This window comes from Micromonospora sp. NPDC047465, assembly GCF_040643125.1.
Classification (GTDB): domain Bacteria; phylum Actinomycetota; class Actinomycetes; order Mycobacteriales; family Micromonosporaceae; genus Micromonospora.
In genome coordinates, this window is the sequence record NZ_JBEYTP010000037.1 from 1 (window position 1) to 23,891 (window position 23,891).

Here is a 23,891-nt window from a genome sequence, read left to right on the forward strand (position 1 = left end):
GGCGGCTGACGCGCCGCCGGCGTCGGCGGCCATGCCCGCCCCCGGCACCGCGGTCTGCGTGGCGGCTCTCCCGTCCGCCGTCATGCCGGCCGTGGGGGGGCCCCCCCGCGCCCGCGCCGCCCCCCCCCCCCCCGGGTCGGGTGTTCAGGCGTTGATCTGCTTGCGGCCGTTGCCGTCGGCCGGGGCGGTGATGGTGACTCGGCGGGGCTTGGCCCGCTCCGCCACCGGGATCCGCAGGGTCAGCACGCCGTTGTCGTAGCCGGCCTCGAGCCTGTCGGTGTCGAGGGTGTCGCCGAGGAACAGCCGCCGGGTGAAGGTGCCCATCGGGCGTTCGGCGGCGACGAGCTCGACGCTGTCGCCGGTGGGCCGCTGCCGCTGCGCGCGGACGGTCAGCACGTTGCGCTCCACCGTGCAGTCGATGCTGTCCGGGTCGACGCCGGGCAGGTCGAACGCCGCGTAGAACCAGTCACCGTCGCGGTAGGCGTCCAGCGGCATGACCGCGGGGCGCGCGGCGGTGCCGAAGAACTGCTCGGTGAGCCGGTCGATCTCACGGAACGGGTCGGTGCGCATCAGCATGGTCCTGCCTCCTCGGTTCTCCTGGCCGAAGGTCCTAAGTTGAGTCCTAGTGACTCAACTTGCCACTTCTCTATTTAGCGCGTGGCGCGGCCGTCGTCAACTGGAGGACCTTCTCGAACCAGTGCTCGGCGTAGAGGTCGTCGTTGTACGCCGGGATCTCCCGGTAGCCGTGCCGGGCGTACAGGGCTCGGGCCTCGACGAGGTCGCTGCGGGTGTCCAACCGGATCCGGGCGACGCCGGCGGCGCGCGCCCGTTCCTCCACGGCGGCGAGCAGAAGCGCGCCGCCGCCGCGACCGCGGTGCGCGGGACGCACGTACACCCGGGTCAGCTCGGCCCAGTCCGGCCGGAACCGCAGCCCGGCGCAGGCGGCCGGGCGCCCGTCGCGGTGGGCGACGAGGAGGAATCCGGTGGGGGCGGTCAGGTCGTGGCTCGGGTCGTCGGCCATCGCCGCCGCGACCTCGCCCGGGCGAACCGGGCGGCCGTGGTAACGGCGGACCATTTCCTCGTAGTACGCCTCGAGCAGGACCGCCGCGTCCGGGTGGTCGGGATGGGTCGGGGCCACGGTCCAGTCTGTCGTCGTCACCCGTCGATCATCACGGGCCCGGCAAGGGAATATCCGGGTGGCGACGGAGCCTGTGCCGCCCCGTCACGGCGGACGGTTCAGGTCAGGCGCGGCGGGCCGGCAGCAGCGGGATCAGCACCGCGGCCACCGCCAGGTGCATCGCGCCCAGGGCGACCTTGGCCCCGGCGGTGGCCTCGGGGTGGTGGGGCAATTTCTATCGTGGAACTAACATCAGTCGCGCCCGCCGGGGCCGCAGGCCCCGGTGCCGCTGAGCCGGCCGCCCACCAGGCTCGCGATCGACCGCAGGAAGACCGCGCGATCGGCCTCGGGCAGCGCCGCCAGCACGTCGTCCTGGATCCGGGCGGCGATCCGCTGCGCCTGGTCGAGGACCTTCCCGCCCTCCTCGGTGACCTCGACGAGACGGGCCCGCCGGTCGCTGGGCGACGGGCGCCGCCGCGCCAACCCGGCCGTCTCCAACTGGTCGAGGGTGACGACCATCGTTGTCTTGTCGATCCCGCACAGCTCGCCGAGCTGGCGCTGCGTCAGCCCACCCGCCCGGGCCTTCAGCAGCACACAGTGCGCCCGGGGCGAGATGCCGAGTTCGGCCAGGCCCGCGGCATGCTCCGCCATCAACGCGTGACTGGCCCAGGAGAGCATGAACATGAGGTCGGGGGTGCCGCCCGGCGCACACGAGGTCATGCGCCGAGGCTAACAAGGTGGTCCGGGGACAGACGGTTCGCGGCGCGGACGATCAGCCGCCGACACGCCAGTAGACGCCCTGCTCCCGGGCCAGCAACTGCTCGTCGACCAGGTACCGCCGCAGCGTCACGTGGTCGGAACCGCCGCCCTCGCACCACCGCCGCAGCACCTCGTCCACCGCCCGCTCCGGATAGCGCACCCCCGGCTCGAACGACGTCGCGACGTGCGCCAGCAGCACCCGCCGCCGGCCGCGCTGCGCCGGCAACCCGACCAGGACGCCGTCGCGCAGGAACGTGCGCAGCACCCGGTCCGCGGGCTCCCCCGCCGGTCGGGGCTCCGCCGGCGTGCGGGCGGCCTCCCGCAGCCGCTCGGCGTCCACCCGCAGCTCGCCGTCGCCGTCAGTCACCAGGCCCGCGTCGACGAGCCGCCGGACCGCGGTGACCACCTGCCGGGCGGGCAGCCCGGTGCGCTCGGCCACCGCCGGGGCGTCGGCGCCGCCCAACACGATCGCCGCGAAGACCCGCCGTCGTACGTCGTCGGCGAGCGCTCCCGCCAGCGCCTGCGCTGTCATGCCGGTCACCCTGCCAGCCGGCGTACGCCCGCCGCCACGGCATTTCCGCCCGGCGGTCAGTCGGGCGGGGCCTCGGCGCGCAGCACCACCCGGCGCAGCAGGTCGGACAGCAGTCGCCGCTCGTCCGGGGCGAGGGCGGCCAGCAGCCGGTGCTCCTCGGCGCCTCCGACGTCCATGGCCCCCCGCCAGGCGGCCCGGCCCGCCTCGGTCAGCTCCACGTCGACCCGCCGCCGGTCGGTGGTGGACGGGATCCGGTGCACGAAGCCGCGCCGGACCAGCGCGTCGACGCGGGCGGTGACGGAGGCGGGAGCCATCGCCATGTCACGCGCCAGGTCCGACGGCGCGGCCCGGCCCCCTCGGCCGGCCAGGGCGTGCAGGGTGTCGTACTCGTGGCCCTGAAGGTCCAGGTCGACGAGGATCCGCTCCTTGACCTCGCGCAGGTGCCGGGTGAGGAACTGCATCCGCGTCACCGCGCCTTCGACGTCGGGGTCGAGGGTCGGCAGGATCGGCAGCCAGCGCTCGACGTGGTGGTCGACGCGGTCGCGGTCGGTCATGGGCCCATCCTATGCCGTACCAAAATATTCGTTGTCAAAAGATTCGACGTCGAAGTATCTTGGTCCGGTGACTCATCCCCTCCGCGTACGCCCGTTCCGGCTGCTCTTCCTCGGCCGCACCGTCTCCGCCGTCGGCGACGCCGTCGTGCCCGCCGCCCTGGCCCTGGCCGTGCTCCGCGCGACCGGCTCGACCGGTGCCCTCGCCCTCGTGCTGGCCTGCGCGATGGTGCCCCGCCTGCTCCTGCTGCCCCTCGGCGGCGTGCTCGCCGACCGGCTCGACGCCCGCCGCGTCGCGATCCTCGCCGACCTCGTACGCTGCGTCGCGCAACTCGTCGTCGGCCTCGAACTCCTCGGCCAGGCCTCGCTCGGCGTGATCGCGGTGGCCGCCGCCGTCGGCGGCGCCGCCGGCGCGTTCGCCCTGCCCACCGCCTCGCCCCTGGTCGCCGGCACCGTCGACGCGACGCAACGGCAACAGGCCAACGCGCTGATGGGCGTAACCGCCAACGCCAGCCGCCTCGCCGGGCCCGCCCTCGCGGGTGCGTTGATCTGGGCCGCCGGCCCCGGCTGGGCGTTCGTCCTCGACGCCGCCACGTTCGCGCTCAGCGCGCTGCTGCTCGCGGTCGTCCGGGTCCGCCACGTCCCGATGCCGAAACGAAGCGTCCTCGCCGACCTGACCCACGGCTGGCGGGAGGTCCGCAGCCGCGACTGGTTCTGGACCAGCCTGCTCGGCCACGGCGTCTGGAACGGCGCCGCCGCCGTCCTGACGACCCTCGGCCCGGCGGTCGCCGTGGGACGCCTCGGCGGCGAGGGCGTCTGGGTGATGATGCTCCAGGCCGGCGCGGTGGGCATGCTCATCGGCTCGCTGCTCGCCGCCCGGATCCGTCCCCGCCGCCCGGTGCTGGTGGCCAACCTCGGCCTCGCCAGCTACGCCGCGCCGCTGGCCCTGCTCGCCGTCGCCGCCCCCGCCCCGCTGGTCGTCGTCGCCTACGGCGTCGCGCTGACCGCCCTCGGCTACCTCAACCCCGTGTGGGAGACCGTCGTGCAGGGGCAGTTCCCACCCCACGTCCTCGCCCGCGTCACCTCGTACGACTGGCTGGTCTCCCTCGGCGCGATGCCGCTGGGTTACGCCCTCGCGCCGATCGCGGCGCGGGCCTGGGGCGAGGGCCTGCCGCTGCTCACGGCGGGCGCGCTGGTCCTCGTCGCCTGCGCCGGCACCGCCGTCGTGCCCGGCGTACGACGACTCACCACCGCGCCGCGCGACGGCGCCCTCGCGGCCGCCGTGCGGTAAACGGGTGACCCGTCGTGGCGTCCCCGCGGCGCGGTGACCCCGATGTCGCCCGCCCGGTCAGCGGCGGATCAACCCGCGGGCCCGGGCGGCGGCGACGGCGGCGGTGCGGGAGTCGACCCCGAGCTTGCCGTAGACGTGGACCAGGTGCGTCTTGACGGTGGCGTGGCTGACGTGCAGCCGCCTGCTGATCTGCTGGTTGGACAGCCCGTCGGCGACGAGCTGGAGGACCTCGGTCTCGCGTCGGCTCAACGCGGTGCCCGGAGCGCGCATCCGGTCCATCAGCCGGTGGGCGACCGCCGGCGCGAGAGCCGACCTGCCCGCGGCGGCGGCGCGCACCGCCGCCGCGAGTTCCTCGGGCGGGGCGTCCTTGAGCAGGTACCCCGACGCGCCGGCCTCGACCGCGGCGAGAATGTCGGCGTCCGTGTCGTACGTGGTCAGCACCAGCACGACCGGGCCGCCCGCGCGCGCGGTGATGGCGGCGGTGGCCTCGGCGCCGTGCATGCCCGCACCGAACTGCAGGTCCATCAGCACCACGTCCACCCGGTCCCGTTCGGCGAGCGCGACGGCCTGCTCGGCGGTGGCGGCCTCGGCGACCACCTCGAGGTCGGGTTCGGTGGCGAGGACGGCGCGCAGGCCGGCCCGGACGACCGGGTGGTCGTCGGCTAGCAGCAGCCGGATCGGATCGCTCATGCGCCCGCCGGTGCCCCGTCGTACGGGTGGGCGAAGGCGACGGTCAGCGCGGTGCCCCGGCCGGGCGTCGACTCCACGGTCAGCGTGCCACCCAGTTCCTCGGCCCGTGCCCGCATCGCCGCCAGCCCGAACCCGCCGTCACCGCGACCGGCGACGGCGTCGGGGTCGAAGCCGCTGCCGTCGTCGACCACGGCCAGGACGACGCTGTGCTCCCGGTACCGCAGCGCCAACCCGACGCGGGTGGCCCCGGCGTGGCGCACGGCGTTGGCCAACGCGGACTGGGCGATGCGCAGCAGCGCCACCTCGTGCGGGGTCGGCAGGCGCACCGCCGTCCCGTCGAGGTCACAGTCCACCGCCAGCGCCGATCGGGCGGCGGTCGTGGCGCACAGCCGCCGCAGCGCCGCCGGCAGCGAGCCGCCGTCGAGACCGGGCGGCGCCAGGGCACGCACGAACCGTCGGGCCTCCACCAGGTTGTCCTGCGCCGTCCGGCGGGCCTGCTCGACGTGGTCGCCGGCGACGTCCACCCGCTCAGGCAGGGCCCGCTGGGCGGCGCGCAGCAGCAGTTGGATGCTGGACAGCCCCTGCGCGAGGGTGTCGTGGATCTCGCGGGCCAGGCGTTCGCGTTCGGCCAGGACGCCGGCGGCGTGCTCGGCGGCGGCCAGCTCGCTGCGGGTGGCGGTCAGCTGCTCGATCAACCGCCGGCGGTGTTCGCTCTCCCGGTACAACGCCTGGTAGCCCAGCACCGTGCCGACGGAGACGGCGGCGCCGAGGACCGGCCCGAGCACCACGCCCGGCGTGACGGCCCCCTGGTGCGCGACCACGCCACCCACCGCCGCCACCGTCGTCGCCGCCACCGCGACGATCCCCCACCGGACCGGCAGCAGGTGCAGGTGCAGCAGGAACAGGGGGAACGCGAGCCACACCCCGTCCGGGGTCAGGCCGAGCAGCACCAGCCACCCGACGGTCAGCGCCGCCAGCCACACCGCCGCCGCGCGACGGGACCGGCGGACCGGCGGCAACGCGGCACCGACGGCGTAGCCGACGGCCAGCGCCGCCGACGCGGCGAGCACGGCGGCGCGGTGCGGGGCCTGCCCCGCCAGGGCACGTCCGGCGACCACCACGAGCAGGGCCCCGACCAGCAGGTGCAGGCAGACGCGCAGAACGCGCAGCGGCCGGGTGAGCGATTCCGGGTTCACGATGACTCCAGGCTAGGGCGTGCACGGCCGCCGCCATCAACCAAAGGGTTGATCCTGACGTGCGCACTTCGACGCCACGGGCCCGATCCGCGGCGCGATGCCAACCGGCGTGGATCGGGCGAAGGTTGGTGCCGGGCCGCCGCCGCGGCCCCGCCCACCAACGGAAGGTTGCTGCGCTCGTGTTCGTCGCGTGGAGAGATCTGCGGTTCGCCAAGGGCCGGTTCGCCCTGATGGGAACGGTCGTGACGCTGATGACGCTGCTGGTCGTGCTGCTGTCCGGCCTGACCGCCGGGCTGGGCCGGGACAGCACCTCGGCCATCACCGACCTGTCCGCCGACCACCTGGTGTTCTCCGCTCCGGCCGACGGGCAGAAGCTCTCCTTCACCGAGTCGACCGTCACCCGGGAGCAGTGGCTGCGCTGGCGGGACGTCCCGGGGGTGCGCAGCGCCGCCCCACTCGGCATCACCACCACCAGGGTCAGCGCCGGCGACCGTACCGCCGCGCTGTCCGCGTTCGGCGTCGCGGCCGACTCGCACCTGGCCCCCGGCGCCGTCGCCGCCGGGCAGGCCGTGCTGTCCGAGGGGGCGGCCGAGGCCCTGTCCGCCCGGCCGGGCCAGGACGTGGTCGTCGGCGGTCGGCGACTGACCGTCGCCGCGGTCGCCGGCGACGCCTCCCACAGCCACACCCCGGTCATCTGGACCGACCTGGCCGACTGGCAGCACCTGGCCCCCGGCGCCGCCGACGACTCCGCCACCGTCATCGCGCTGACCACCGCCCCCGACGCCGACCTGGCCGACGCCGACCGGCAGCTGGACACCCGCACCGTGACCCGCACGGCGGCGCTGTCCGCGATCGGCTCGCACACCGCCGAGAACGGCTCGCTCCAGCTCATGCGCGGCATGCTGTTCGCGATCTCCGCCCTGGTCATCGGCGCGTTCTTCACCGTGTGGACCATCCAGCGCGGCCCTGACATCGCCGTGCTGAAGGCGCTCGGCGCCACCACCGGCCACCTGCTGCGCGACGCCCTCGGGCAGGCCCTGGCGCTGTTGCTCGCCGGCACGGCCGTCGGCACCGCGCTCGCCGTCGCGATCGGCGCCGCGGCGGCCGGCGCCGTGCCGTTCGCGCTCACCGCCGGATCCGTCCTGCTGCCGGCCGCCGTGACGATCGCGCTCGGCGCCGCCGGCGCCGCCCTCTCCGTCCGCCGTATCACCTCCGTCGACCCGCTGACCGCCCTGGGGAGCGCCCGATGAGCCTCGAACTGTCCGACGTCACGCTGACCTACCCCGACGGGGACACCCGGCTGACCGCGCTCGACCGCGTCAACCTGAGCGTGCCGGCCGGCACCACCACCGCCGTCATCGGCCCGTCCGGGTCCGGCAAGTCCAGCCTGCTGGCGGTGGCCGCCACCCTGATCAACCCCGACTCGGGTCGGATCGTCATCGCCGGCACCGACACCACCGGCCTCAGCCGGGGCCAGACGACCGCCCTGCGACGCGCGAAGGTCGGAATCGTCTTCCAGCAGCCCAACCTCATCGCCTCGCTGACCGCCGCCGAACAGTTGCAGGTCATCGCCCACCTCAGCGGCGGCTCCCGCCGCGCCGGACGCGACCGCGCCGCCCGCCTACTGGCCGCGGTAGGGCTGACCGGGCAGGCCGACCGCCGGCCGCACCAGCTCTCCGGCGGGCAACGCCAGCGGGTCAACATCGCCCGCGCCCTGATGAACGACCCGGCGGTGCTGCTCGTCGACGAGCCCACCAGCGCGCTGGACCACGAGCGCGGCGCGGCCGTCATCGACCTGCTCACCGAACTCACCCGGCAGCGCGGCACCGCCACCGTCCTGGTCACCCACGACCGGGGGCACCTCGACCGCGTCGACGAGGTCGCCGAGATGGTCGACGGCCGACTGCGCGTCCCGACGCGGACCTGACCCGCCGCGGGCAGCCGGCGCGGACGCCCACGGGATCGGGGCAGCGCGGGCCGGCCGTGCGGGGCGATGATGTGCGGATGGCCGATCCCGTCGCCGACGTCGCCACCCGGACACCCCGCCGCGCGACGTCCGCGAACGGCCGGCCCACCCCACGTGGTCCCCGGGCCACCGGCCCCTGGGCGGTCGCGGCGGCCACGACGGCGGTGCTCCTGCTGCTCTCCGGCCGCTACGGCTACCACCGCGACGAGCTGTACTTCCTGCTCTGCGGCCGGCACCTCGACTGGGGCTACGTCGACCAGGGCCCCCTGGTCCCGGCGCTGGCCCGGCTGACGGACACGATCGCCCCGGGCAGCCTGGTGGCGCTACGCACCCCGTCGGCGGTGATCGGCGGCGCCGCGGTCCTGCTGGTCGCCGCGATCGCCCGCGAGTTCGGCGCCGGGCGCGGCGCGCAGAGCTACGCCGCGTTTCTCGCCGCGACCGCCGGCATCGTCCTCGCCGGCGGTCACCTGCTCAGCACCACCAGCGTCGACCTGCTGGTCTGGTTGGCGGCCGCGCTGGGCACGGTGCGGATGCTGCGCACCGGGGACAGTCGCTGGGCGCTCGGCGTCGGGCTCGCGCTCGGCGTCGGCATGCTCAACAAGCTGCTGCCGGCCCTGCTCGCCGTGGGCCTGCTGGCCGGGCTCCTGATCGCCGGGCCGCGGCCCCTCCTGCGCGACCGGTGGGTGCTCGCTGCCGCGGCCCTCTTCCTGCTGCTCGCCGCGCCCACCGTGACATGGCAGGCGGCACACGACTTCCCGCAGCTGTCGGTGGCCGCCTCGATCGCCGACGGCGACAGCTCCTACAGTGGCCGGCTCGACGCGCTCGTCCTCCAGGTCGTCATCATCAGCCCCTTCACGGTGCCGATCTGGGTCGCCGGGCTGGTGACGCTGCTGCGCCGGCCGGCCTGGCGGGCTTATCGGGCCGTCGGGTGGGCCTGGCTCGTGGTGGTCGCCATCGTGCTGCTCGCCGGCGGCAAGGGCTACTACGACGCCCCGCTGCTGCTGGTGCTCACCGCCGCCGGGGCGGTCGTCACCGCCGGCTGGGCCGCCCGGGATCGCGCGCTGCCGCGCCGGGCCCTGCTGACCGTGGGCGCGCTGCTGACCGCCGTCAGCAGCGCGGTGCTGCTGCTGCCCGTCCTGCCCGCCGACCGGCTGCCCGGCTTCGTCGTCGCCGCCAACTACGACGCCGGCGAGACCATCGGCTGGCCCGCCTTCGCCGACTCGCTCGCCACCGTCCACCGTGGCCTGCCCGCCGACCAGCGGCAGCGGGCCGTCATCCTCACCGCCAACTACGGCGAGGCCGGCGCCGTGGCCCGCTACGGCCCGGCGCGCGACCTGCCGCCCGCCTACTCCGGCCACAACAGCATGGCCGCCTTCGGCCGCCCCCTGGAAACCGCGGACGTGGTGCTCGCGGTCGGGTTCGCACGGCCGGACCGGCTGCGCAGCTGGTTCGCCGAGGTCACCCTCGCCGGCCGGGTGGACCAGCGGGTCGAGGTCGACAACGACGAGAACGGCGGGCCGATCTGGGTCTGCCGCGGCCTGCGGCGTCCGTGGGCCGCGATCTGGGACACCGAGGTACGCCACCGCGGCTGACCGGCGACTCACGGCCCGTACGCCCGCGTCGGGCCCGGTCGCGGCGCAGGGCCCGCTCTGCGCCGCGCAACCGGGTACGGCAGAGTGGCACCCGACGACCGAGGGCGGCCCGACGGGCCGGGCGGAAGGATGGTGGCCGTGGAGGGTCCGACCGGGGTGGTGTTCCCCAAGACCGACGCGGGGCGCAGCACCTCCGCGCTCGGGCGGGCCGTCGTCGCCGACGCGCTGCGTGCCGTCGACGCGGTCGGCGCGCGCTCGGCCGAACACGAGACGAACTGGCGGCACGGATACCTCGGGCACTTCCGGCGACTCGTCGAGGCCGGACTACTCTCCCGCGACGCCGCGGTCACCATCGCCCGGGACGGGCTCGCCGCGCTGCACCGCCGGATGACCGTGGTCCGCGCCGACGGCACCGAGATCGGCCTCGGCGAGGTGTTCACCACCGCCACCGACGTCGCGCCGCTGCACACCGCGACGGTCGCCGGCACCGGCGAGGTGCAACGCGAGTTGTCCCTGCCGTACCGGGGCCAGCGGCTGCGCGGCGACGACCTGCGCCGCCGGCTTGACGCCTGGGTCACCGCCGGCGTCGTCGAGCCGTCCTGCGCCGAGGCCGTACGCGCCGTCATGGCGAACCCCGACTGGCTCGACCTGCGCGACCAACGCATCGTGGTGCTCGGCGCGGGCGCCGAGATGGGCCCGCTGCCGTCCGTGCTGCGCTGGGGCGGCGACGTGGTCGCCGTCGACCTGCCGCGGCCGGAGATCTGGCGGCGGCTGCTGCACACGACGCGCCGCTACGGCGGCCGGCTCCACCTGCCCGTGCCCGCCGGCACCGGCCCCGACGACGAGGCGCTGGCCGCCCACGCCGGCGCCGACCTGCTGCACAACCTCCCGCAGGTGGCCGACTGGTTGCTCGGCGTCGACGGCCGGCTCGTGCTCGGCAACTACGTCTACGCCGACGGCGCGACCAACGTCCGGGTTGCCACCGCCGTCGACGCGCTCACGCTGCGGCTGCAGGACCGCCGCGACGACGTGGCGCTCGCCTTCCTGGCCACCCCCACCGACGTCTTCGCCGTCCCCGGCGACGCGGTACGCCACGCCGAACGGGGCTACGCGGCGCGCGGGATCGTCCGCCGGTCGCTGCGGGTCGCCTCCGGGGGCAGGCTCCTGCACCGCAACTACCCGCCGGGCGTCGACCCCGGCGTCAACGACAGTCTCGTCCCGCAGCAGGGACCCAACTACGCGCTGGCGAAGCGGCTGCAACGGTGGCGGGCGACGGTGGCCCGCGACGCCGGGTCCACCGTGTCGTTCGCGGTGGCGCCGCCCACCCGCACCCGCTCGGTGCTGCGCAACCGCGCGCTGGCCGCCGCGTACGCGGGCGCGCACCGCTTCGGCATCGAGGTGTTCGAGCCGGCGACCAGCAACACGCTGATGGCCGCGCTGCTGGTGCACGCCCTGCGCACCGGCGGGCCGTCGCTGCCGCACCCGTGGCAGGACGAGGCGTACGCCGCGGCGCACGGCGGCCTGTGGCGGGTGCCGTACGCCCCGCGCAGCGCCCTGGGCCTCGCCGTCCTGCTGGGCTTCGGCGGCGCGCGCGCCTGACCGCTTCCCGCGGCGGCCCACCGCTCCGGGAACCCCGGACGCGACGTCGCCCGGCTCAGCTGCCGACCGCGTTCGCCGCCGGGGATTTCACGCTGCCGATGGCGTCGACGCGGCCCCACCGCCCGGGAATGTCGAGCAGTTCGATCCGACCGAACCGTTCGGGCAGTGCCGGCGCGACCACCAGGTCATCCCCGTACGGCTCGAGGCCGAGCAGCGTACGCACCAGCAGCAGGGGCGCCCCGGTGGCCAGGGCCTGCGGGCTGTTCGCCGCGGGATACTGGACGGGGTGCCGGGTCAACTCGCGGTCGTATCCGCCGAACGCCTCCGGAAGGCGCCCCTGGAAATGCCGGGACGCGTCGATGATCCCCTCGGCGATGCGCCCGGCCTCCTCGTCGAAGCCGTAGCGCCGCAGCCCCCAGGCGATGAACGAGTTGTCGAACGGCCACACGGTTCCGACGTGGTAGCCGAGCGGGTTGTAGCGTCCCTGCCCCTGCGCGAGGGTGCGTACGCCCCAGCCGGAGAACAGTTCGGGGCCGAGCAGGTGTTCGGCGATCTTCGGTGCTCGGGATTCGTCGACGATGCCGCTCCAGAGGAGGTGGCCGATGTTCGAGGAGAGCGCGTCGACCTGGCGGCCGTCGCCGTCGAGGGCGAGGGCGTAGTACTCGCCGTCGGAAACCCAGAAGTCGCGGTTGAAGCGTTCCTTGAGGTCGGCCGCCTCCCGTTCGAGGCGGTCGGCGTACGCGGGGTCGTGCCAGAACTCGCGGGCCAGCCGCGCACCACGGATCTTGGCGTCGTACGCGTAGCCCTGCAACTCACACGTCGCCCGGGGCAGCCTGGGCAACCGGCCGTCCCGGAACGAGATCGCGTTCGCGGTTTCCTTCCAGCACTGGTTCTCCAGCCCGGTCCGCTCGTTGCGGCGCTGGTACCAGACGTAGCCGTCGCCCATGATGTCGCCGTACTCGTCGATCCAGTGCAGCGCCGCGCGCGCCTCGTCCTCGAATTCGCGCACCACGGCGGCGTTCCCCGTCCACCGCTCGTACTCGTCGAGCAGGATCACGTAGAGGGGGGTGCTGTCGGCGGCACCGAAGTACGGCGCGTGCGGGCGTTCCTCGAACGCGACCAGTTCGCCGTAGCGGAACTCGCGCAGGATCTTGCCCGGCTCCTCGTCCAGCACGTCGTCGAGCACGCTGCCCTGGTCGATGCCGAGCATCCGCAGGGTGTTGACGGCCATGTCCGGTACGAACGGCAACACCTGCAGGCTGGTGAGGATGGGGGCGCGGCCGGTGAGGGTGGCGTCCCAGGGCAGCCCCGCCGCGGGCAGCGGCTCGGCCGGTAGCGTCAGCGGCGAGAACCGGAGCGCGGCAAGGTCGACCAGGCTGCGCCGGTACGTCCGTTCCAGTGGCTTCCAGTCGCAGCTCAGTTGCGGGGCCTTGCCGAGCCACTGCCGCAGGTCGCCCTGGAGTTCCGCCCGGTCACGTTGCACGCGGCTGGGATGCACGTGGTCGCGAATGTCCTGACCGTCGGGGCGCAGCACCAGCCCCCGGACATGCAACGTCGTGGCCCACCGACCGTGCGGTTCGATCCGGATGTGGAAGGTCAGCCCCTCTTCGTCGACCTGTGCCGGCTCAGTCGTGGAGATCACCGTCTCCCGCCGGAACTTCTCCCGCACGTAGCCGAGGTGCAGGCGCCCGTCCTCGACGCGCCGGTACAGCCGACCGGGTGGCGTACGGTCCTGTCCGACGACGTTCAGCGGGATGAAGTCGCAGGCCGCGTCCACCCGGACCGTGAACTCGGCCGGTTCCCCGGAATGGTTGAGCACCGTCAACCGCTCCTCGAAGCTGCCGACGACCGATCGTTCCCGGATCACCGAGACCTTGGCGTCCACGTAGTGCGTCGGAGCCCCGGGCACCAGGAAGAACCGCACCTCGAAGTACGACGAATCGTCCATGGCCAACGGGCTCACCCGTTCGCCGTTGATGGTCAGCAGCCACCGCGAGAGGAACCGGGTGTCGAAGGCGAAGTACCCGCACGGGACGGCGGGCTTCGCGTCAATGTCGCCACTGCCGTCACTCAGCACGAAGATGTTGCCGTCGAGAATTCTGACGCTGTCGGCCTTCAACCCTGCCTCCCACGGTCACGGGCGGCGATGCGCGGGTGACGCGCGCCGGGCGGCGGCGCGAAGAGCCGCTCCAGCAGGATGATGAGCCGGAATTGTCCCTCGAACGTGATGTCGTTCCTCAGCCACGCCGGGAGCGGTTTGGCCTCGCCGCGCGCCATCCGGTCGAAGAAGGCGCTGTCGGAGCGGATGGCGATGTCGGCATCGCGGTTCTGCTGTGACACCCGGACGGCGCCGCCGCGGATCTCCACGAACCAGTGGTCGACCTCGCGGCCGCGCTCGAGGTCGAAGCGTATGGTGCCGTCCGTCTTCTTCAGCAGGCGTTCGTGGCCGTGTCGTTCCAGCGCCTCGAAGAACGTCCTGGTCGCCTCCGACATGGCACCACCCCCGTAGAAATCCGCCGGACGAGGAGCAGCGTCGTTCGCGCCGGGGTGGGCCGGCCTCACCCGGAACGGATGAACCTGGGCTGCGGCCGCGAGCGACGCGGAAAATTCACCCGATCCGGGTGGTGCGGCGGCGCTTCGCTCCCGGTCAGGGTGGGTACGCGGCTCATCCTGGCTCGGCACCCATCCGGAGGGAGGCGGACGTGTCGGATCCCACCACGAGCTTCTTCCAGGCGCTCGCCCGTCGCGGCCACGAAACCCTCGTCGAGGACGCCACCGCGACCATGCGGTTCGAACTCACGCACGAGCAGGGCGTCGACCGCTGGTTCGTGGAGATCGAACGCGGCGATGTCCGCGTTTCCCGGGATGGGGGCGAGGCCGACTGTGTCTTCTACGGCAGCCGGGCGACCTTCGACCGGATCCTCGGTGGCCAGTCACAGATGTACCCGGCGTGGTTGCGCAACGAGATCAGAACGGACGGTGATGTCCGGCTGTTCCGTGTCTTCGGCCGGCTCATTCCGGCGCCGCCCGGAGCCCGCCACCCTCGGGATTTCGGCCGTGAGCGGAGACGTGTGGCATGAGCGACGGCCTCGTCCGGCTGCTGGACGGCAACACGTTCGTGGTCAGCGAGGAGACGGGCGACATCGACGCGTCCCCCACCATCCCGACCGGTTTCTTCTCGTTCGACACGCGATTCCTGTCGAAATGGATCCTGTCCATCAACGACGAGCGGGTGAACGCGCTCACCGTCGAGGAAATCGAATTCTTCGAGAGTCGGATGGTCGTCGCTCCGGCCCTCCCCAGTCCGCTCGTCGACGTCGGTGTTTCGGCGGTTCGCGACCGCTCCATCGGTGGAAGCTTCACCGAGCGGCTGACGGTGATCAACCACGAACCCGAGCCCGTCGACCTGCGGATCCGTATCGACGTCGAGAGCGACTTCGCCGACCTTTTCGAGATCAAGGACGTGCGGAACAAGTCCGGGACGTACTACACCCGGATCGACGCCGGGTGCCTACGCCTCGGCTATCAGCGGGAGGGGTTCTGCCGGGAGACCCTGGTCTCGTCCACCGCGCCGGCCCGCGTCGACGAGCAGGGGCTGACGTACGACGTTCGGCTCGGACCGCACGGCCAGTGGATCACCAACCTGCACGTGCAGGCGCTGGGCCTGGGCGGACGCGACCTTCGGGAGAGCCTGGAGGGTAGACCCGGCCGAACTCGAGCGGAGATACGACAGGACCTGGCCGACTGGCTCGCGGAGGCGCCCCGCCTCACCTGCGACTCCCCCACGTTGGCGACGACCTACCGGCGCAGCCTGGCTGACCTCTCCGCGCTGCGTTTCGCGCCGCTGGCCGCCGGCGCACATGCCATCCCCGCCGCCGGCCTGCCGTGGTTCATGGCGATCTTCGGTCGGGACAGCATCCTCACCAGCATCCAGGCGCTGCCGTTCGCGCCTGACCTCGCCGCCACGACGCTGCACATGCTCGCCCTGAGGCAGGGTGTCGTCCTGCACGACTTCCGGGAGGAGGAGCCGGGGAAGATTCTCCACGAGATGCGGTACGGGGAGACGACCGCGTTCGAGGAGCAGCCGCATTCGCCGTACTTCGGTAGCGCCGACGCGACACCTCTCTACGTGATCCTGCTCGACGAATACGAGCGGTGGACCGGCGACAGCGCCCTGGTGCGGTCTCTCGAGCGTTCCGCGAGAGCCGCCCTGCGCTGGATCGACGAGTACGGCGACATCATGGGCGACGGCTACGTCTGGTACCAACGCCGCAACGAACGCAACGGGCTGGAGAACCAGTGCTGGAAGGACTCCTGGGACTCGATCTCGTTCCGGGACGGGCGGCTGGCCGGCCTGCCCCGGGCGACGTGTGAGTTGCAGGGCTACGCGTACGACGCCAAGATCCGTGGTGCGCGGCTGGCCCGCGAGTTCTGGCACGACCCCGCGTACGCCGACCGCCTCGAACGGGAGGCGGCCGACCTCAAGGAACGCTTCAACCGCGACTTCTGGGTTTCCGACGGCGAGTACTACGCCCTCGCCCTCGACGGCGACGGCCGCCAGGTCGACGCGCTCTCCTCGAACATCGGCCACCTGCTCTGGAGCGGCATCGTCGACGAATCCCGAGCACCGAAGATCGCGCAACACCTGCTCGGCCCCGAACTGTTCTCCGGCTGGGGCGTACGCACCCTCGCGCAGGGGCAGGGACGCTACAACCCGATCGGCTACCACGTCGGAACCGTGTGGCCGTTCGACAACTCGTTCATCGCCTGGGGGCTGCGCCGCTACGGATTCCACCAGGAGGCCGGGCACATCGCCGAGGGGATCATCGACGCCGCGGAACACTTCGACGGGCGGCTGCCCGAGGCGTTCGGCGGATACGAGCGGACGCTGACCAGATATCCGGTGCTGTACCCCACGGCGTGCAGCCCGCAGGCGTGGTCCACCGGCACTCCCCTGTTGCTGCTGCGAACCATGCTCGGCATGGAGCCACGCGGCGAGCACCTGGTGACCAGACCGGCCGTGCCCCCGAGCATGGGCCGGATCGAACTGCTTCACATCCCCGGACGGTGGGGCAGAGCCGGTGCCCTCGGACGCGCCCACCCGAAGCGACCCTGACCGCGGCCGGGCACCCGCCGGGATCCTCGACCAGTCCCCAACCCTCATCGGTGATACGCACGTCGTCCTCGATCGGCGGAACTGCTCTGGCGGCCCCTGCGGGACGCGCCCCGGCACCGCATCGCCCTGGCCTGGCACCGCGACAACCGGACGGATCCGGTCCACCGGTTACAGGCAGCCCTCACGGCGTAGCGGCGGTCGTCCAGCCCGGCGACGCCTGGCTGCGACCAGTAGCGGCTACGGCCGGAGGTGATGCCGGGGCCGGGGGCGGCGGCGATCTCGGCCGCCGTCCCCCAGTGCATACCGTCCCGCCGGATCACGCCTGCATCGCAGGGCCCGATTCCAGCATGAGCGGCACGTCCTCCCGTGCGAGGAGGTAGCGGGCAGCCGCCATGAGCACCTCGGGCGAGTCCTGGAACGCGCCGAGGCCAACGTTGCACTCGGCGCAGAGCAGGCCGCGCACCCGCCGGGAGTTGTGGCAATGGTCCACGACGAGGCGGAACGGCTCGGAGTTCGGCGTCCCGTCAAGTCGTGGCCGGCCTCGGGACCTGACCCTCAGTTCGCTCTCGTGTTTGCCGCAGATGGCGCACCGGTGGTCCTGGGCCTCGCGCCGCGCGTCGTACTCCTGCGGCCTGATTCGGTAGAAGGACCAGAGGTTGTCGGCTCGGACCTTGTCCGGATTGGCCCTGCGGTTCTTGTGGTTGTTGGCGCGGGCGTACTCGCGGCACGGGGCGCACGAGAGCAGCTCGCGTCCAGCCTTCATGAAGCTGTCGAGCGGTCGCGTCTTCTCGCAGCGTCTGCACACTTTGGACACGTCACAACAATATCGCATCTTGTTGTTACCCAAGAACAGTCATTATGGTGTGCCGCCGGTTTGCCGGCTTTGTCCATGCCAATTACCGGATTGTCGTTACCGGTAATCCGATAATCGGCATGGACGGCTCTGCGCAACCCGACCGGGAGCGAGTCGGCATTCCGGGCAGCTCGATCCGGAAGGTTCTCCAAAGAATTCCGGGTGGCGGTGTCGGATCGGGGCGGTGGTGTTCGTAGCAGGGGTGAGGCCGCCCGCAAGGGGGCGGCGCCGAGGTGAGGAACCGCGATCATGAGGCTGACGACCATGACCCAGATCACCCTCGATGGAGTGATGCAGGGAAACGGCGCCGCGTCGGATGACCGCAGGAACGGATTCGAGCGCGGCGGGTGGGCCCGGGGGCGGGTGACGACCAGACCAGGACGTTCATCACGCAGACCTACCGGCGCGCCGAGGCGTTCCTGTTCGGCCGGCGCACCTACGAGTTGTTCGCCGACTCCTGGGGGTCAATCGACCAGATGCGCGCACATCCCATCGGCGTGGCCTTGAACGAGGCCCCCAAGTACGTTGCCTCGACCACACTCACCGCGCCGCGTTGGGAGGACACGACCGTTCTCCGCGGTGACCTCGCGGCGGCCATCGGTGAGCTGAAGGCCAGGGCCGGGGGTGAGCTGCAGGTGCACGGCAGTGGCGCCCTGACCCGGTGGCTGCTGGAGAACGATCTGGTCGACGAGATGACTCTGATCGTGATCCCGGTGATCCTCGGCCAGGGCACGAGACTGTTCCCGGAGACCGGTCCGGATCTTGCGCTCGACCTGATCGAGTCGCGGGTCGACTCGAAGGGCGTGACGATCCAGGTCTACCGGCCGGCCGGGTGCCCGCGGTATGCGACGGCCTGAAGCCCCTGACCGCCGAATCACGCTTTCTTGACACCAGAAGGAGATGATCTTCAGATGCGGTACCTGGTTTCCGTGATCGACGACAAGAGCAATCCCGGCAGCACGGACAGGCAGCCTGCCATCAGCGCGTTCAACGAACGACTGATCGCCGAGGGCTACTGGGTTTTCGCGGGCGGACTCGCGGACACCGACGCGGCCACGGTCATCGACAACCGGGGCGAGCAGGCGGTGTTCAGCGACGGGCCTTTCGTGGAGTCGAAGGAGTACCTCGCCGGCGTCTGGGTGTGGGAGGCCCCCGATCTGGATGTGGCGCTCAGGCTCGCCGCCGAGGCGTCGAAGGTCTGCGATCGGAAGATCGAGGTGCGGCCGTTCCGGTGAGCGACGTCGAGGAGGCGATCACCCGGGCCCACCACGACGAGTGGGCCCGGGTGATCGCCGCTCTGACCAGGCGCTTCGGTGACCTCGACGTCGCCGAGGAGGCAGCGGCCGAGGCGTTCACGACCGCCGTGCAGCGGTGGCCGGCCGACGGCGTGCCGCCCAACCCCGGCGCCTGGCTGACCACCACCGCCGTTCGCAAGGCCATCGACCGGATCCGGCGCGAGAGCAAGCGCGACGACAAGCACAAAGAGGCTCAAATGGTGTACGACAACACACCACCCGAGCCTCTCGGCGCCATCGACGACGACCGGCTGCGGCTGATCTTCACCTGCTGTCACCCGGCGCTGGCGATGGAAGCCCGCGTGGCGTTGACGCTGCGCATGGTCGGCGGTCTGACCGTGCCCGAGATCGCCCGCGCCTTCCTGGTGGCCGAGAGTGCCATGGGGCAGCGGATCACCCGCGCGAAGGCAAAGATCAAGGCGGCGCGCATCCCCTATCGGGCGCCGTCCGCCGAGGATCTCCCGGCCCGCGTCTCCGGCGTGCTCGCCGTCCTCTTTCTCGTCTTCAACGAGGGCTACCTGGCGACCGGCTCCGACACCGATCCGGTACGGCACGACCTGACCGCCGAGGCGATCCGGCTCACTCGCCTGATCCGTGCCCTCCTGCCCGACGACGGTGAGGTGGCCGGGCTGCTGGCGCTGATGCTCCTCACCGAGGCCCGCCGCACCGCCCGCGTCTCGGCCAGCGGCGAACTGGTCGCGCTCGACGAGCAGGACCGTGGCGCCTGGGACAAGGCGCTGACCGCCGAAGGTCATCGGTTGGTGCGCGAACGCCTCGCCGCTGCCGCTGCCGGGGTGGCTCCGGGTCGCTACCAGATCCTCGCCGCGATCAACGTCGTGCACACCTCCGCCCGCGACATCCGCGACACCGACTGGTCACAGATCCTCGCCCTCTACGACCAGCTCGTCCGCCTCGACCCCTCCCCGATCATCACCCTCAACCGCGCCATCGCGGTCGCCGAGCTCGACGGCCCGGACGTGGCACTCGTGGCCGTCGACCGCCTTGAGCACACGTTGGGCGGATATCACGCCTACCACGCCACCCGCGCCGACCTGCTGCGCCGGCTGGGCCGCGGCCAGGAGTCGCGCGCGGCCTACGACAAAGCCATCGAGCTGGCGGGCAACACCGCCGAGACCGCCTACCTGACCCGCCGCCGCGACCAGTTGGGGTAGCCGGGATCCCCACCGAACCGGCGCGAAGCGGTGGCCGGGGCGTCTCCGCCACGTCATCATGCCCAGGACCGGACACAAATCCCTACGGTCGGTGCGGCGCTACGTCAAACCGGGCCTCGCCGCCGTCCACGAAGCCACGAGGCCCTGTCCAGCCCCCGCCGGCGCGGCCAAATCACCAGGTCAGTGGGCTACAGCTCGGCTACCTGACTCTCGGTCGTAGCTTCGGGAGTACTGGGCCGTCACGAGCGAGCGCCGGTCAGATCCTTCGATCCGGCCGATCTCCACGGCTACCGCCTCAACGATCCGGAACTGGTGGCAGGTCGGCCTGCCTCCGGGCGGGGTCCGGTCGGCAGCCGAGGTAGGCGTCCAGTGCTGCGGCACCGGTGAGCATGGCGCGGCTGCGGGCCGAGAGGCGGGCATGCCAGTCGCGCAGCATCGATTCAAGGGGTGCGACGCCTCCGGCGGAGCGGACTTGGACGATCAGCGGGGCGATCTGCTCCAGCAGGTAGCCGCCTCGCCTGAGCTGGTGGATGAGTAGGGCGTCGCGCACGTCGGCCGCGCTGTAGACCCGGTAGCCCGTCTGCGGGTCGCGGCGCGGTTGGACCAGGCCGGCGCGTTCCCATTTGCGGAGGGTGGCTGGGCGTATGCCGAGCCTTCTCGCCAGGGGGCCGACGAACGTGTCGCCGCGTTCCTGCGGCACGGGACCGAGGTCGTGAAGCGCGGCGTCGACGGCCTGGAGGGTGTGGCGGTCGTCGAGAAGCTGGGCGTGACTTTCGTCGATGAGCCGCAGCGCGTCCTCGGTCGCGTCCCGGTTGATCGCCTGCATGATCGCCGCGGCCGTCTGGTGGCCGTGCCCGGCCACGAGGGCGAGGAACGCGCGCAGGGCGTGCGCGTGCAGCGGCGTGTAGGTGCGGTAGCCGTGCGGGGTGCGTTCGGCGTCCGGAAGGATGCCGGCCGCCTCGTAGTTCCTGATCGCCTGGGTGGACAGACCGTGCCGGCGCGCCAGGTCGACCGGCCTGAGCTGTCCGCTGTTTTGAGGGTTTCGCCGCACTGTCCTGCCGATTTCGCGCGTAACTTTCAACCGTCGGTTCAACGATACCGTTTAGGGTTATGACTACCGGTATCGAAGACACCGCTCATGTCGTTGACGCGGCCTCTGTCATGGGGCTGCTGTCGGCTCGGCCGCGGCTGCTCGCCCTGGGCGAGCCCACCCACGGCGAGGACGTTCTGCTCGACGTGCGAAACGATCTCTTCCGGCACCTCGTTGAGCGGGAGGGCTACCGGACGATCGCGATCGAGAGCGACTGCCTGACGGGCCTGGTCGTGGACGACTACGTCACGTCGGGCATGGGCACCCTCGACGAGGTCATGGAGCGCGGCTTCAGCCACGGGTTCGGCGCGTCCGCGGCCAACCGCGAGCTGGTGAGCTGGATGCGCGCGTACAACGACGGCCGGCCCGCGTCCGAGCGGCTGCGCTTCGCCGGTTTCGACGGCCCGCTGGAGATCACCGGCGCCGCGAGCCCCCGGCAGGCCCTCACCGCACTCCACGCCTACCTCACCGCCCGGGTGGACGCCGACCTGCTCCCCTGCACCCCGGAAACGCTCGACCGCCTGCTCGGCGCCGACGACCGGTGGACCAATCCCGCCGCGATGATGGACCCGTCACGGTCCGTGGGGCAGACGCTCGAGGCCAAACAGTTGCGGCTGCTCGCCGACGACCTGGTAGCCCTGCTCGACGCGCAGACGCCACACCTGATCGCGGCGTCCGCACCCGACGACTGGGACCGGGCACGCATGTACGGTCGTACCGCCACCGGGCTGCTGCGGTACCACTTCTGGATGGCCGACCCGTCACCGAGCCGCATGGCGCGGTTGCTGGGCGCGCGGGCTTCGATGATGGCCGCCAACCTGCTCGCCATCGCCGAGCGGGGCCCGGCGCTGGCATACGCCCACAACGGGCATCTGCAGCGGAACAGGAGCGGGATGCGGATGGGCGGCCTGCCGGTGCAATGGTGGAGCGCCGGGGCGATCGTCAGCGCCCGACTGGGCGAGGAGTACGCCTTCCTGGCCACGGCCCTCGGCACGATCCGCCACCGCGGCGTGGACACCCCACCGCCGGACACCATCGAAGGGCTCCTGTACGCGCTCCCGGAGGACCGATACGTCGTCGACGCCCGCCGGCTGGCCGTCGCCCTCGACGACGTGACGCCCGCTCCCCGCGTGTCCCCCTGGTTCGGCTACGCCCCGCTCGACCCGGCCCACCTGGCAAGCAGTGACGGGATCGTGTTCGTCAAGGACGCCCCCGCGGGGCAGACATGGTGGCCGGTGGCGTGAGCGTCGACAGGTCGCCAACGGTCCAGGTGGCGACCTGTCGTCCGGGAGCGCCTCGGCGGTCCACCGGGGTCGGCCCGACGTGGCAGCCATCGGCGACCAGCCCGGCGACTACCATGATCGGTTTGTGGATGTTACGGCGCAGTGGGTGCGGACGTCGTGGACCAAGCGGTCCCGGGGTGGGCCGGCGGCGGCGCTTCGGAACGCGGCGCCGGTGGGTTTCGTCCTGCCGACGCTCAGGTGCCCCGCCGTCCACGAGGTGTTGATGGACGAGGCGCGCGGATTCGAGCCGCGGGAGTCGTCACGGGACGGGCAACCGGACCGGGCCGACGTGCTGTTGATGGAGATCGACGGCCGGCTGCACGTGGAGCTGGTGGTGACGCCCTGGGGTATGCCTCGCCGGTGGCGCCGGCCACCGGCAGTGTGGTTGAGGCGTGGTGAGTGGGTGCGTTGGCAGGTCAACTACCGCTTCTCATGGCCGATGGCCCGAGGTGGGGCCTGGAGCTATCGACTGGACACCCTGAATCTGGCGTACGGGCCGACGACGGTGGACGTCTTCACGGGGAATCCGACTCGTCTCGTCGATGAGCGTGGGCTGTTGCGCTAGCCGGCATCATGTCGGCCCGGCGTACCGGCTCCCCGTGCCGCCGGCGTCGTGGGCGAGTCGGGTGGCAGTGACGGCGGGGTGGTCGCCGCGGACTACCTCGCCGTCACTGTCGTCTTTGCCTACCGGCGCTCAGCGGTGGTCGTTCTCCTTCAGCTCGACCACCCAGGCGCGCCGCTCGGCGATCTTGCCGTCGCGCATGACGAACACCTCCGCCATCGACATGCGCATCTCCTCGCCGGTGTCGCGCCGCACCGAGCCGACGAGCTCCGCCATGAGGGTGTCGTCCTGCTCCACCATACGCACCACCTCCAGTTGCGGAGGCGGCACGAAACCTGGGCCCTCGATCGCGGCGTCGTAGGCCTCCTTGCCTTTCAGGTGGAAGGCGCCGAAGACCGTCCACTCGATGTCGTCGGTCAGACAGGACAGGATCTGCGCGTGGTCGTTCTTCCGGAACCCGTCCAGGTAGGTCTCGATGGTCTGCGTGTTGCGCGACATGTGCGGTGTCCCCTCGTCCTCGCCGGGGCCTGCCCCCTACGGCAGACCCGCCGAAGCTAATCCCGCGGTGCGGCACCCGAGGCGGAACGCGCCGACCGGCCCGGAGACCGTCCGCTCAGGACGGGGTGCGGCGGGCCCGGTGGTTGGCGTGCTTGCGGACCGCGAAGTCGTACGCGTCGGCCAGCAGCGTGCGCACCGTGCCCAGGGTCGCCTCGCCGGGGTTCACCACGCACACCCAGTGTTGCGCCGCGTAGACCGGATGCGGCAGCACGACGTCCGTCGCCGTGTGGTCGACGCGCGCGTCCGTCTCGCCGTGCCCGCCCCGTGCCCCGAACAGGGCCGCGTACCCGGACCGGGGCAACCCGATGTTGAGCCGCCAGAAGCCCGGCCGGCTCAACGCGGAGGCGGTGTCGTAGTGGTCGCCGGTCACGATCGTCGCGAACGGCAACTGACGCTCGGCCGGCAGGTCCCGTTGCGGGTCGTAGAGGAAGAAGGTGTCCCCGTTCGCCTCGGGTGCGGTCACCCCGGCGAAGGTCTGGCAGATGTAGCGCTTCATGTCGTCGACGTCCATGCCTCAAGTTTTTCATTGAAATGCTTATTGAGACCTGCGTGCCATTTGTCCATGTTTTGAAGCGCTAACCCTCAACTCGGGGCGCAACCGGCCGGGCGCCGCAGCGACCGCGCGCCCCCGGCGGCGGGCGAGGCCGCCGCCGGGGGCGCGCGCACCAC

Annotated in this window: 26 protein-coding genes; 12 read left to right on the plus strand and 14 right to left on the minus strand. The window is 72.4% G+C overall.

Going from position 1 to position 23,891, the window contains the following annotated elements; translation table 11 throughout:
* Window positions 1–144 precede the first annotated feature (144 nt).
* From ABZ793_RS26625 to ABZ793_RS26650, 6 genes are all read right to left on the minus strand, one after another.
* Window positions 145–576 (minus strand): Hsp20/alpha crystallin family protein, encoded by a 432-nt coding sequence (locus ABZ793_RS26625; RefSeq protein WP_357461943.1) that lies wholly within the window; start codon window positions 574–576, stop codon window positions 145–147.
* A gap of 70 nt (window positions 577–646) precedes the next feature.
* On the minus strand, window positions 647–1,159 hold the full coding sequence (locus ABZ793_RS26630) for a GNAT family N-acetyltransferase (protein ID WP_357461944.1): 513 nt from the start codon (window positions 1,157–1,159) through the stop codon (window positions 647–649).
* 82 nt (window positions 1,160–1,241) lie between these two features.
* Window positions 1,242–1,349: a DUF6069 family protein gene (locus ABZ793_RS26635; RefSeq protein ID WP_357461945.1), complete on the minus strand. Its 108-nt coding sequence runs from the start codon at window positions 1,347–1,349 to the stop codon at window positions 1,242–1,244.
* A gap of 20 nt (window positions 1,350–1,369) precedes the next feature.
* The gene (locus ABZ793_RS26640; RefSeq protein WP_357461946.1) at window positions 1,370–1,837 is read right to left on the minus strand and encodes a MarR family winged helix-turn-helix transcriptional regulator; all 468 of its coding nucleotides are present in this window, start codon (window positions 1,835–1,837) and stop codon (window positions 1,370–1,372) included.
* 52 nt (window positions 1,838–1,889) lie between these two features.
* Window positions 1,890–2,408 (minus strand): DUF2087 domain-containing protein, encoded by a 519-nt coding sequence (locus ABZ793_RS26645; RefSeq protein ID WP_357461947.1) that lies wholly within the window; start codon window positions 2,406–2,408, stop codon window positions 1,890–1,892.
* A gap of 56 nt (window positions 2,409–2,464) precedes the next feature.
* The gene (locus ABZ793_RS26650; RefSeq protein WP_357461948.1) at window positions 2,465–2,962 is read right to left on the minus strand and encodes a MarR family transcriptional regulator; all 498 of its coding nucleotides are present in this window, start codon (window positions 2,960–2,962) and stop codon (window positions 2,465–2,467) included.
* 67 nt (window positions 2,963–3,029) lie between these two features.
* Between ABZ793_RS26650 and ABZ793_RS26655 the strand changes: the two genes are divergently transcribed.
* Complete coding sequence (locus ABZ793_RS26655) at window positions 3,030–4,250, plus strand: MFS transporter (protein WP_357461949.1); 1,221 nt, start codon at window positions 3,030–3,032, stop codon at window positions 4,248–4,250.
* A 57-nt stretch (window positions 4,251–4,307) separates the two neighbouring features.
* Here ABZ793_RS26655 and ABZ793_RS26660 read toward each other — a convergent pair whose 3' ends face one another.
* Both ABZ793_RS26660 and ABZ793_RS26665 read right to left on the minus strand, forming a co-directional pair.
* Entirely contained in the window at window positions 4,308–4,940 is a 633-nt protein-coding gene (locus tag ABZ793_RS26660; protein ID WP_350705532.1) for a response regulator transcription factor, read from the minus strand.
* Window positions 4,937–6,136: a sensor histidine kinase gene (locus tag ABZ793_RS26665; RefSeq protein ID WP_357461950.1), complete on the minus strand. Its 1,200-nt coding sequence runs from the start codon at window positions 6,134–6,136 to the stop codon at window positions 4,937–4,939. The genes ABZ793_RS26660 and ABZ793_RS26665 overlap by 4 nt, the downstream gene beginning before the upstream one ends.
* A gap of 179 nt (window positions 6,137–6,315) precedes the next feature.
* Here ABZ793_RS26665 and ABZ793_RS26670 point away from each other — a divergent pair, with 179 nt between their 5' ends.
* From ABZ793_RS26670 to ABZ793_RS26685, 4 genes are all read left to right on the plus strand, one after another.
* On the plus strand, window positions 6,316–7,386 hold the full coding sequence (locus ABZ793_RS26670) for an ABC transporter permease (protein ID WP_357461951.1): 1,071 nt from the start codon (window positions 6,316–6,318) through the stop codon (window positions 7,384–7,386).
* A complete protein-coding gene (locus ABZ793_RS26675; protein ID WP_357461952.1) occupies window positions 7,383–8,063 on the plus strand; it encodes an ABC transporter ATP-binding protein in 681 nt (226 codons plus the stop codon). Before ABZ793_RS26670 ends, ABZ793_RS26675 begins: the two co-directional genes overlap by 4 nt.
* A 77-nt stretch (window positions 8,064–8,140) precedes the next feature.
* A complete protein-coding gene (locus ABZ793_RS26680; RefSeq protein ID WP_357461953.1) occupies window positions 8,141–9,694 on the plus strand; it encodes a glycosyltransferase family 39 protein in 1,554 nt (517 codons plus the stop codon).
* 138 nt (window positions 9,695–9,832) lie between these two features.
* A complete protein-coding gene (locus tag ABZ793_RS26685; protein WP_357461954.1) occupies window positions 9,833–11,293 on the plus strand; it encodes a hypothetical protein in 1,461 nt (486 codons plus the stop codon).
* A gap of 55 nt (window positions 11,294–11,348) precedes the next feature.
* On the opposite strand, the gene ABZ793_RS26690 is transcribed toward ABZ793_RS26685, so the two are convergent.
* Complete coding sequence (locus ABZ793_RS26690) at window positions 11,349–13,412, minus strand: glycogen debranching N-terminal domain-containing protein (protein WP_357461955.1); 2,064 nt, start codon at window positions 13,410–13,412, stop codon at window positions 11,349–11,351.
* Window positions 13,409–13,786, minus strand: a complete 378-nt coding sequence (locus ABZ793_RS26695; protein ID WP_357461956.1) for an SCP2 sterol-binding domain-containing protein — start codon at window positions 13,784–13,786, stop codon at window positions 13,409–13,411. Before ABZ793_RS26695 ends, ABZ793_RS26690 begins: the two co-directional genes overlap by 4 nt.
* 209 nt (window positions 13,787–13,995) lie before the next feature.
* Between ABZ793_RS26695 and ABZ793_RS26700 the strand changes: the two genes are divergently transcribed.
* Window positions 13,996–14,373 carry an SCP2 sterol-binding domain-containing protein gene (locus tag ABZ793_RS26700; RefSeq protein WP_357461957.1) on the plus strand — a complete coding sequence of 126 codons (378 nt, stop codon included), beginning with the start codon at window positions 13,996–13,998 and terminating at the stop codon, window positions 14,371–14,373.
* Window positions 14,370–16,409, plus strand: coding sequence for a glycogen debranching N-terminal domain-containing protein (locus tag ABZ793_RS26705; RefSeq protein WP_357461958.1), 2,040 nt, complete (start codon window positions 14,370–14,372; stop codon window positions 16,407–16,409). The genes ABZ793_RS26700 and ABZ793_RS26705 overlap by 4 nt, the downstream gene beginning before the upstream one ends.
* A gap of 316 nt (window positions 16,410–16,725) precedes the next feature.
* Here the strand turns inward: ABZ793_RS26705 and ABZ793_RS26710 are convergent, their stop codons facing one another.
* Window positions 16,726–17,223: an endonuclease domain-containing protein gene (locus ABZ793_RS26710; RefSeq protein ID WP_357461959.1), complete on the minus strand. Its 498-nt coding sequence runs from the start codon at window positions 17,221–17,223 to the stop codon at window positions 16,726–16,728.
* 386 nt (window positions 17,224–17,609) lie between these two features.
* Between ABZ793_RS26710 and ABZ793_RS26715 the strand changes: the two genes are divergently transcribed.
* The 3 genes from ABZ793_RS26715 to ABZ793_RS26725 are packed head-to-tail and all read left to right on the plus strand — an operon-like array spanning window position 17,610 to window position 19,729.
* The gene (locus ABZ793_RS26715; RefSeq protein ID WP_357461960.1) at window positions 17,610–18,119 is read left to right on the plus strand and encodes a dihydrofolate reductase family protein; all 510 of its coding nucleotides are present in this window, start codon (window positions 17,610–17,612) and stop codon (window positions 18,117–18,119) included.
* 54 nt (window positions 18,120–18,173) lie between these two features.
* Window positions 18,174–18,497 carry a YciI family protein gene (locus ABZ793_RS26720; protein WP_357461961.1) on the plus strand — a complete coding sequence of 108 codons (324 nt, stop codon included), beginning with the start codon at window positions 18,174–18,176 and terminating at the stop codon, window positions 18,495–18,497.
* Window positions 18,494–19,729, plus strand: coding sequence for a DUF6596 domain-containing protein (locus ABZ793_RS26725; RefSeq protein ID WP_357461962.1), 1,236 nt, complete (start codon window positions 18,494–18,496; stop codon window positions 19,727–19,729). The genes ABZ793_RS26720 and ABZ793_RS26725 overlap by 4 nt, the downstream gene beginning before the upstream one ends.
* A gap of 295 nt (window positions 19,730–20,024) precedes the next feature.
* On the opposite strand, the gene ABZ793_RS26730 is transcribed toward ABZ793_RS26725, so the two are convergent.
* Complete coding sequence (locus tag ABZ793_RS26730) at window positions 20,025–20,822, minus strand: TioE family transcriptional regulator (RefSeq protein WP_357461963.1); 798 nt, start codon at window positions 20,820–20,822, stop codon at window positions 20,025–20,027.
* Between the two features lie 17 nt (window positions 20,823–20,839).
* On the opposite strand from ABZ793_RS26730, the gene ABZ793_RS26735 reads away from it, so the two are divergent.
* On the plus strand, window positions 20,840–22,063 hold the full coding sequence (locus ABZ793_RS26735; protein ID WP_357461964.1) for an erythromycin esterase family protein: 1,224 nt from the start codon (window positions 20,840–20,842) through the stop codon (window positions 22,061–22,063).
* Between the two features lie 79 nt (window positions 22,064–22,142).
* Window positions 22,143–22,667 (plus strand): hypothetical protein, encoded by a 525-nt coding sequence (locus tag ABZ793_RS26740; RefSeq protein ID WP_357461965.1) that lies wholly within the window; start codon window positions 22,143–22,145, stop codon window positions 22,665–22,667.
* Between the two features lie 129 nt (window positions 22,668–22,796).
* Here ABZ793_RS26740 and ABZ793_RS26745 read toward each other — a convergent pair whose 3' ends face one another.
* Window positions 22,797–23,162, minus strand: coding sequence for a nuclear transport factor 2 family protein (locus tag ABZ793_RS26745; protein WP_357461966.1), 366 nt, complete (start codon window positions 23,160–23,162; stop codon window positions 22,797–22,799).
* A 115-nt stretch (window positions 23,163–23,277) separates the two neighbouring features.
* Entirely contained in the window at window positions 23,278–23,733 is a 456-nt protein-coding gene (locus ABZ793_RS26750; RefSeq protein WP_357461967.1) for a DUF6194 family protein, read from the minus strand.
* Window positions 23,734–23,891 lie beyond the last annotated feature (158 nt).

What these genes read in the sequence shown, in the direction of transcription:
- ABZ793_RS26750 (WP_357461967.1), bottom strand. Translation starts at nt 23,733, where the DNA reads ATGGACGTCGACGACATGAAGCGCTACATCTGCCAGACCTTCGCCGGG.
- ABZ793_RS26735 (WP_357461964.1), top strand. Translation starts at nt 20,840, where the DNA reads ATGACTACCGGTATCGAAGACACCGCTCATGTCGTTGACGCGGCCTCT.
- ABZ793_RS26720 (WP_357461961.1), top strand. Translation starts at nt 18,174, where the DNA reads ATGCGGTACCTGGTTTCCGTGATCGACGACAAGAGCAATCCCGGCAGC.
- ABZ793_RS26640 (WP_357461946.1), bottom strand. Translation starts at nt 1,837, where the DNA reads ATGACCTCGTGTGCGCCGGGCGGCACCCCCGACCTCATGTTCATGCTC.
- ABZ793_RS26705 (WP_357461958.1), top strand. Translation starts at nt 14,370, where the DNA reads ATGAGCGACGGCCTCGTCCGGCTGCTGGACGGCAACACGTTCGTGGTC.
- ABZ793_RS26675 (WP_357461952.1), top strand. Translation starts at nt 7,383, where the DNA reads ATGAGCCTCGAACTGTCCGACGTCACGCTGACCTACCCCGACGGGGAC.
- ABZ793_RS26660 (WP_350705532.1), bottom strand. Translation starts at nt 4,940, where the DNA reads ATGAGCGATCCGATCCGGCTGCTGCTAGCCGACGACCACCCGGTCGTC.
- ABZ793_RS26695 (WP_357461956.1), bottom strand. Translation starts at nt 13,786, where the DNA reads ATGTCGGAGGCGACCAGGACGTTCTTCGAGGCGCTGGAACGACACGGC.
- ABZ793_RS26650 (WP_357461948.1), bottom strand. Translation starts at nt 2,962, where the DNA reads ATGACCGACCGCGACCGCGTCGACCACCACGTCGAGCGCTGGCTGCCG.
- ABZ793_RS26745 (WP_357461966.1), bottom strand. Translation starts at nt 23,162, where the DNA reads ATGTCGCGCAACACGCAGACCATCGAGACCTACCTGGACGGGTTCCGG.
- ABZ793_RS26645 (WP_357461947.1), bottom strand. Translation starts at nt 2,408, where the DNA reads ATGACAGCGCAGGCGCTGGCGGGAGCGCTCGCCGACGACGTACGACGG.
- ABZ793_RS26625 (WP_357461943.1), bottom strand. Translation starts at nt 576, where the DNA reads ATGCTGATGCGCACCGACCCGTTCCGTGAGATCGACCGGCTCACCGAG.
- ABZ793_RS26680 (WP_357461953.1), top strand. Translation starts at nt 8,141, where the DNA reads ATGGCCGATCCCGTCGCCGACGTCGCCACCCGGACACCCCGCCGCGCG.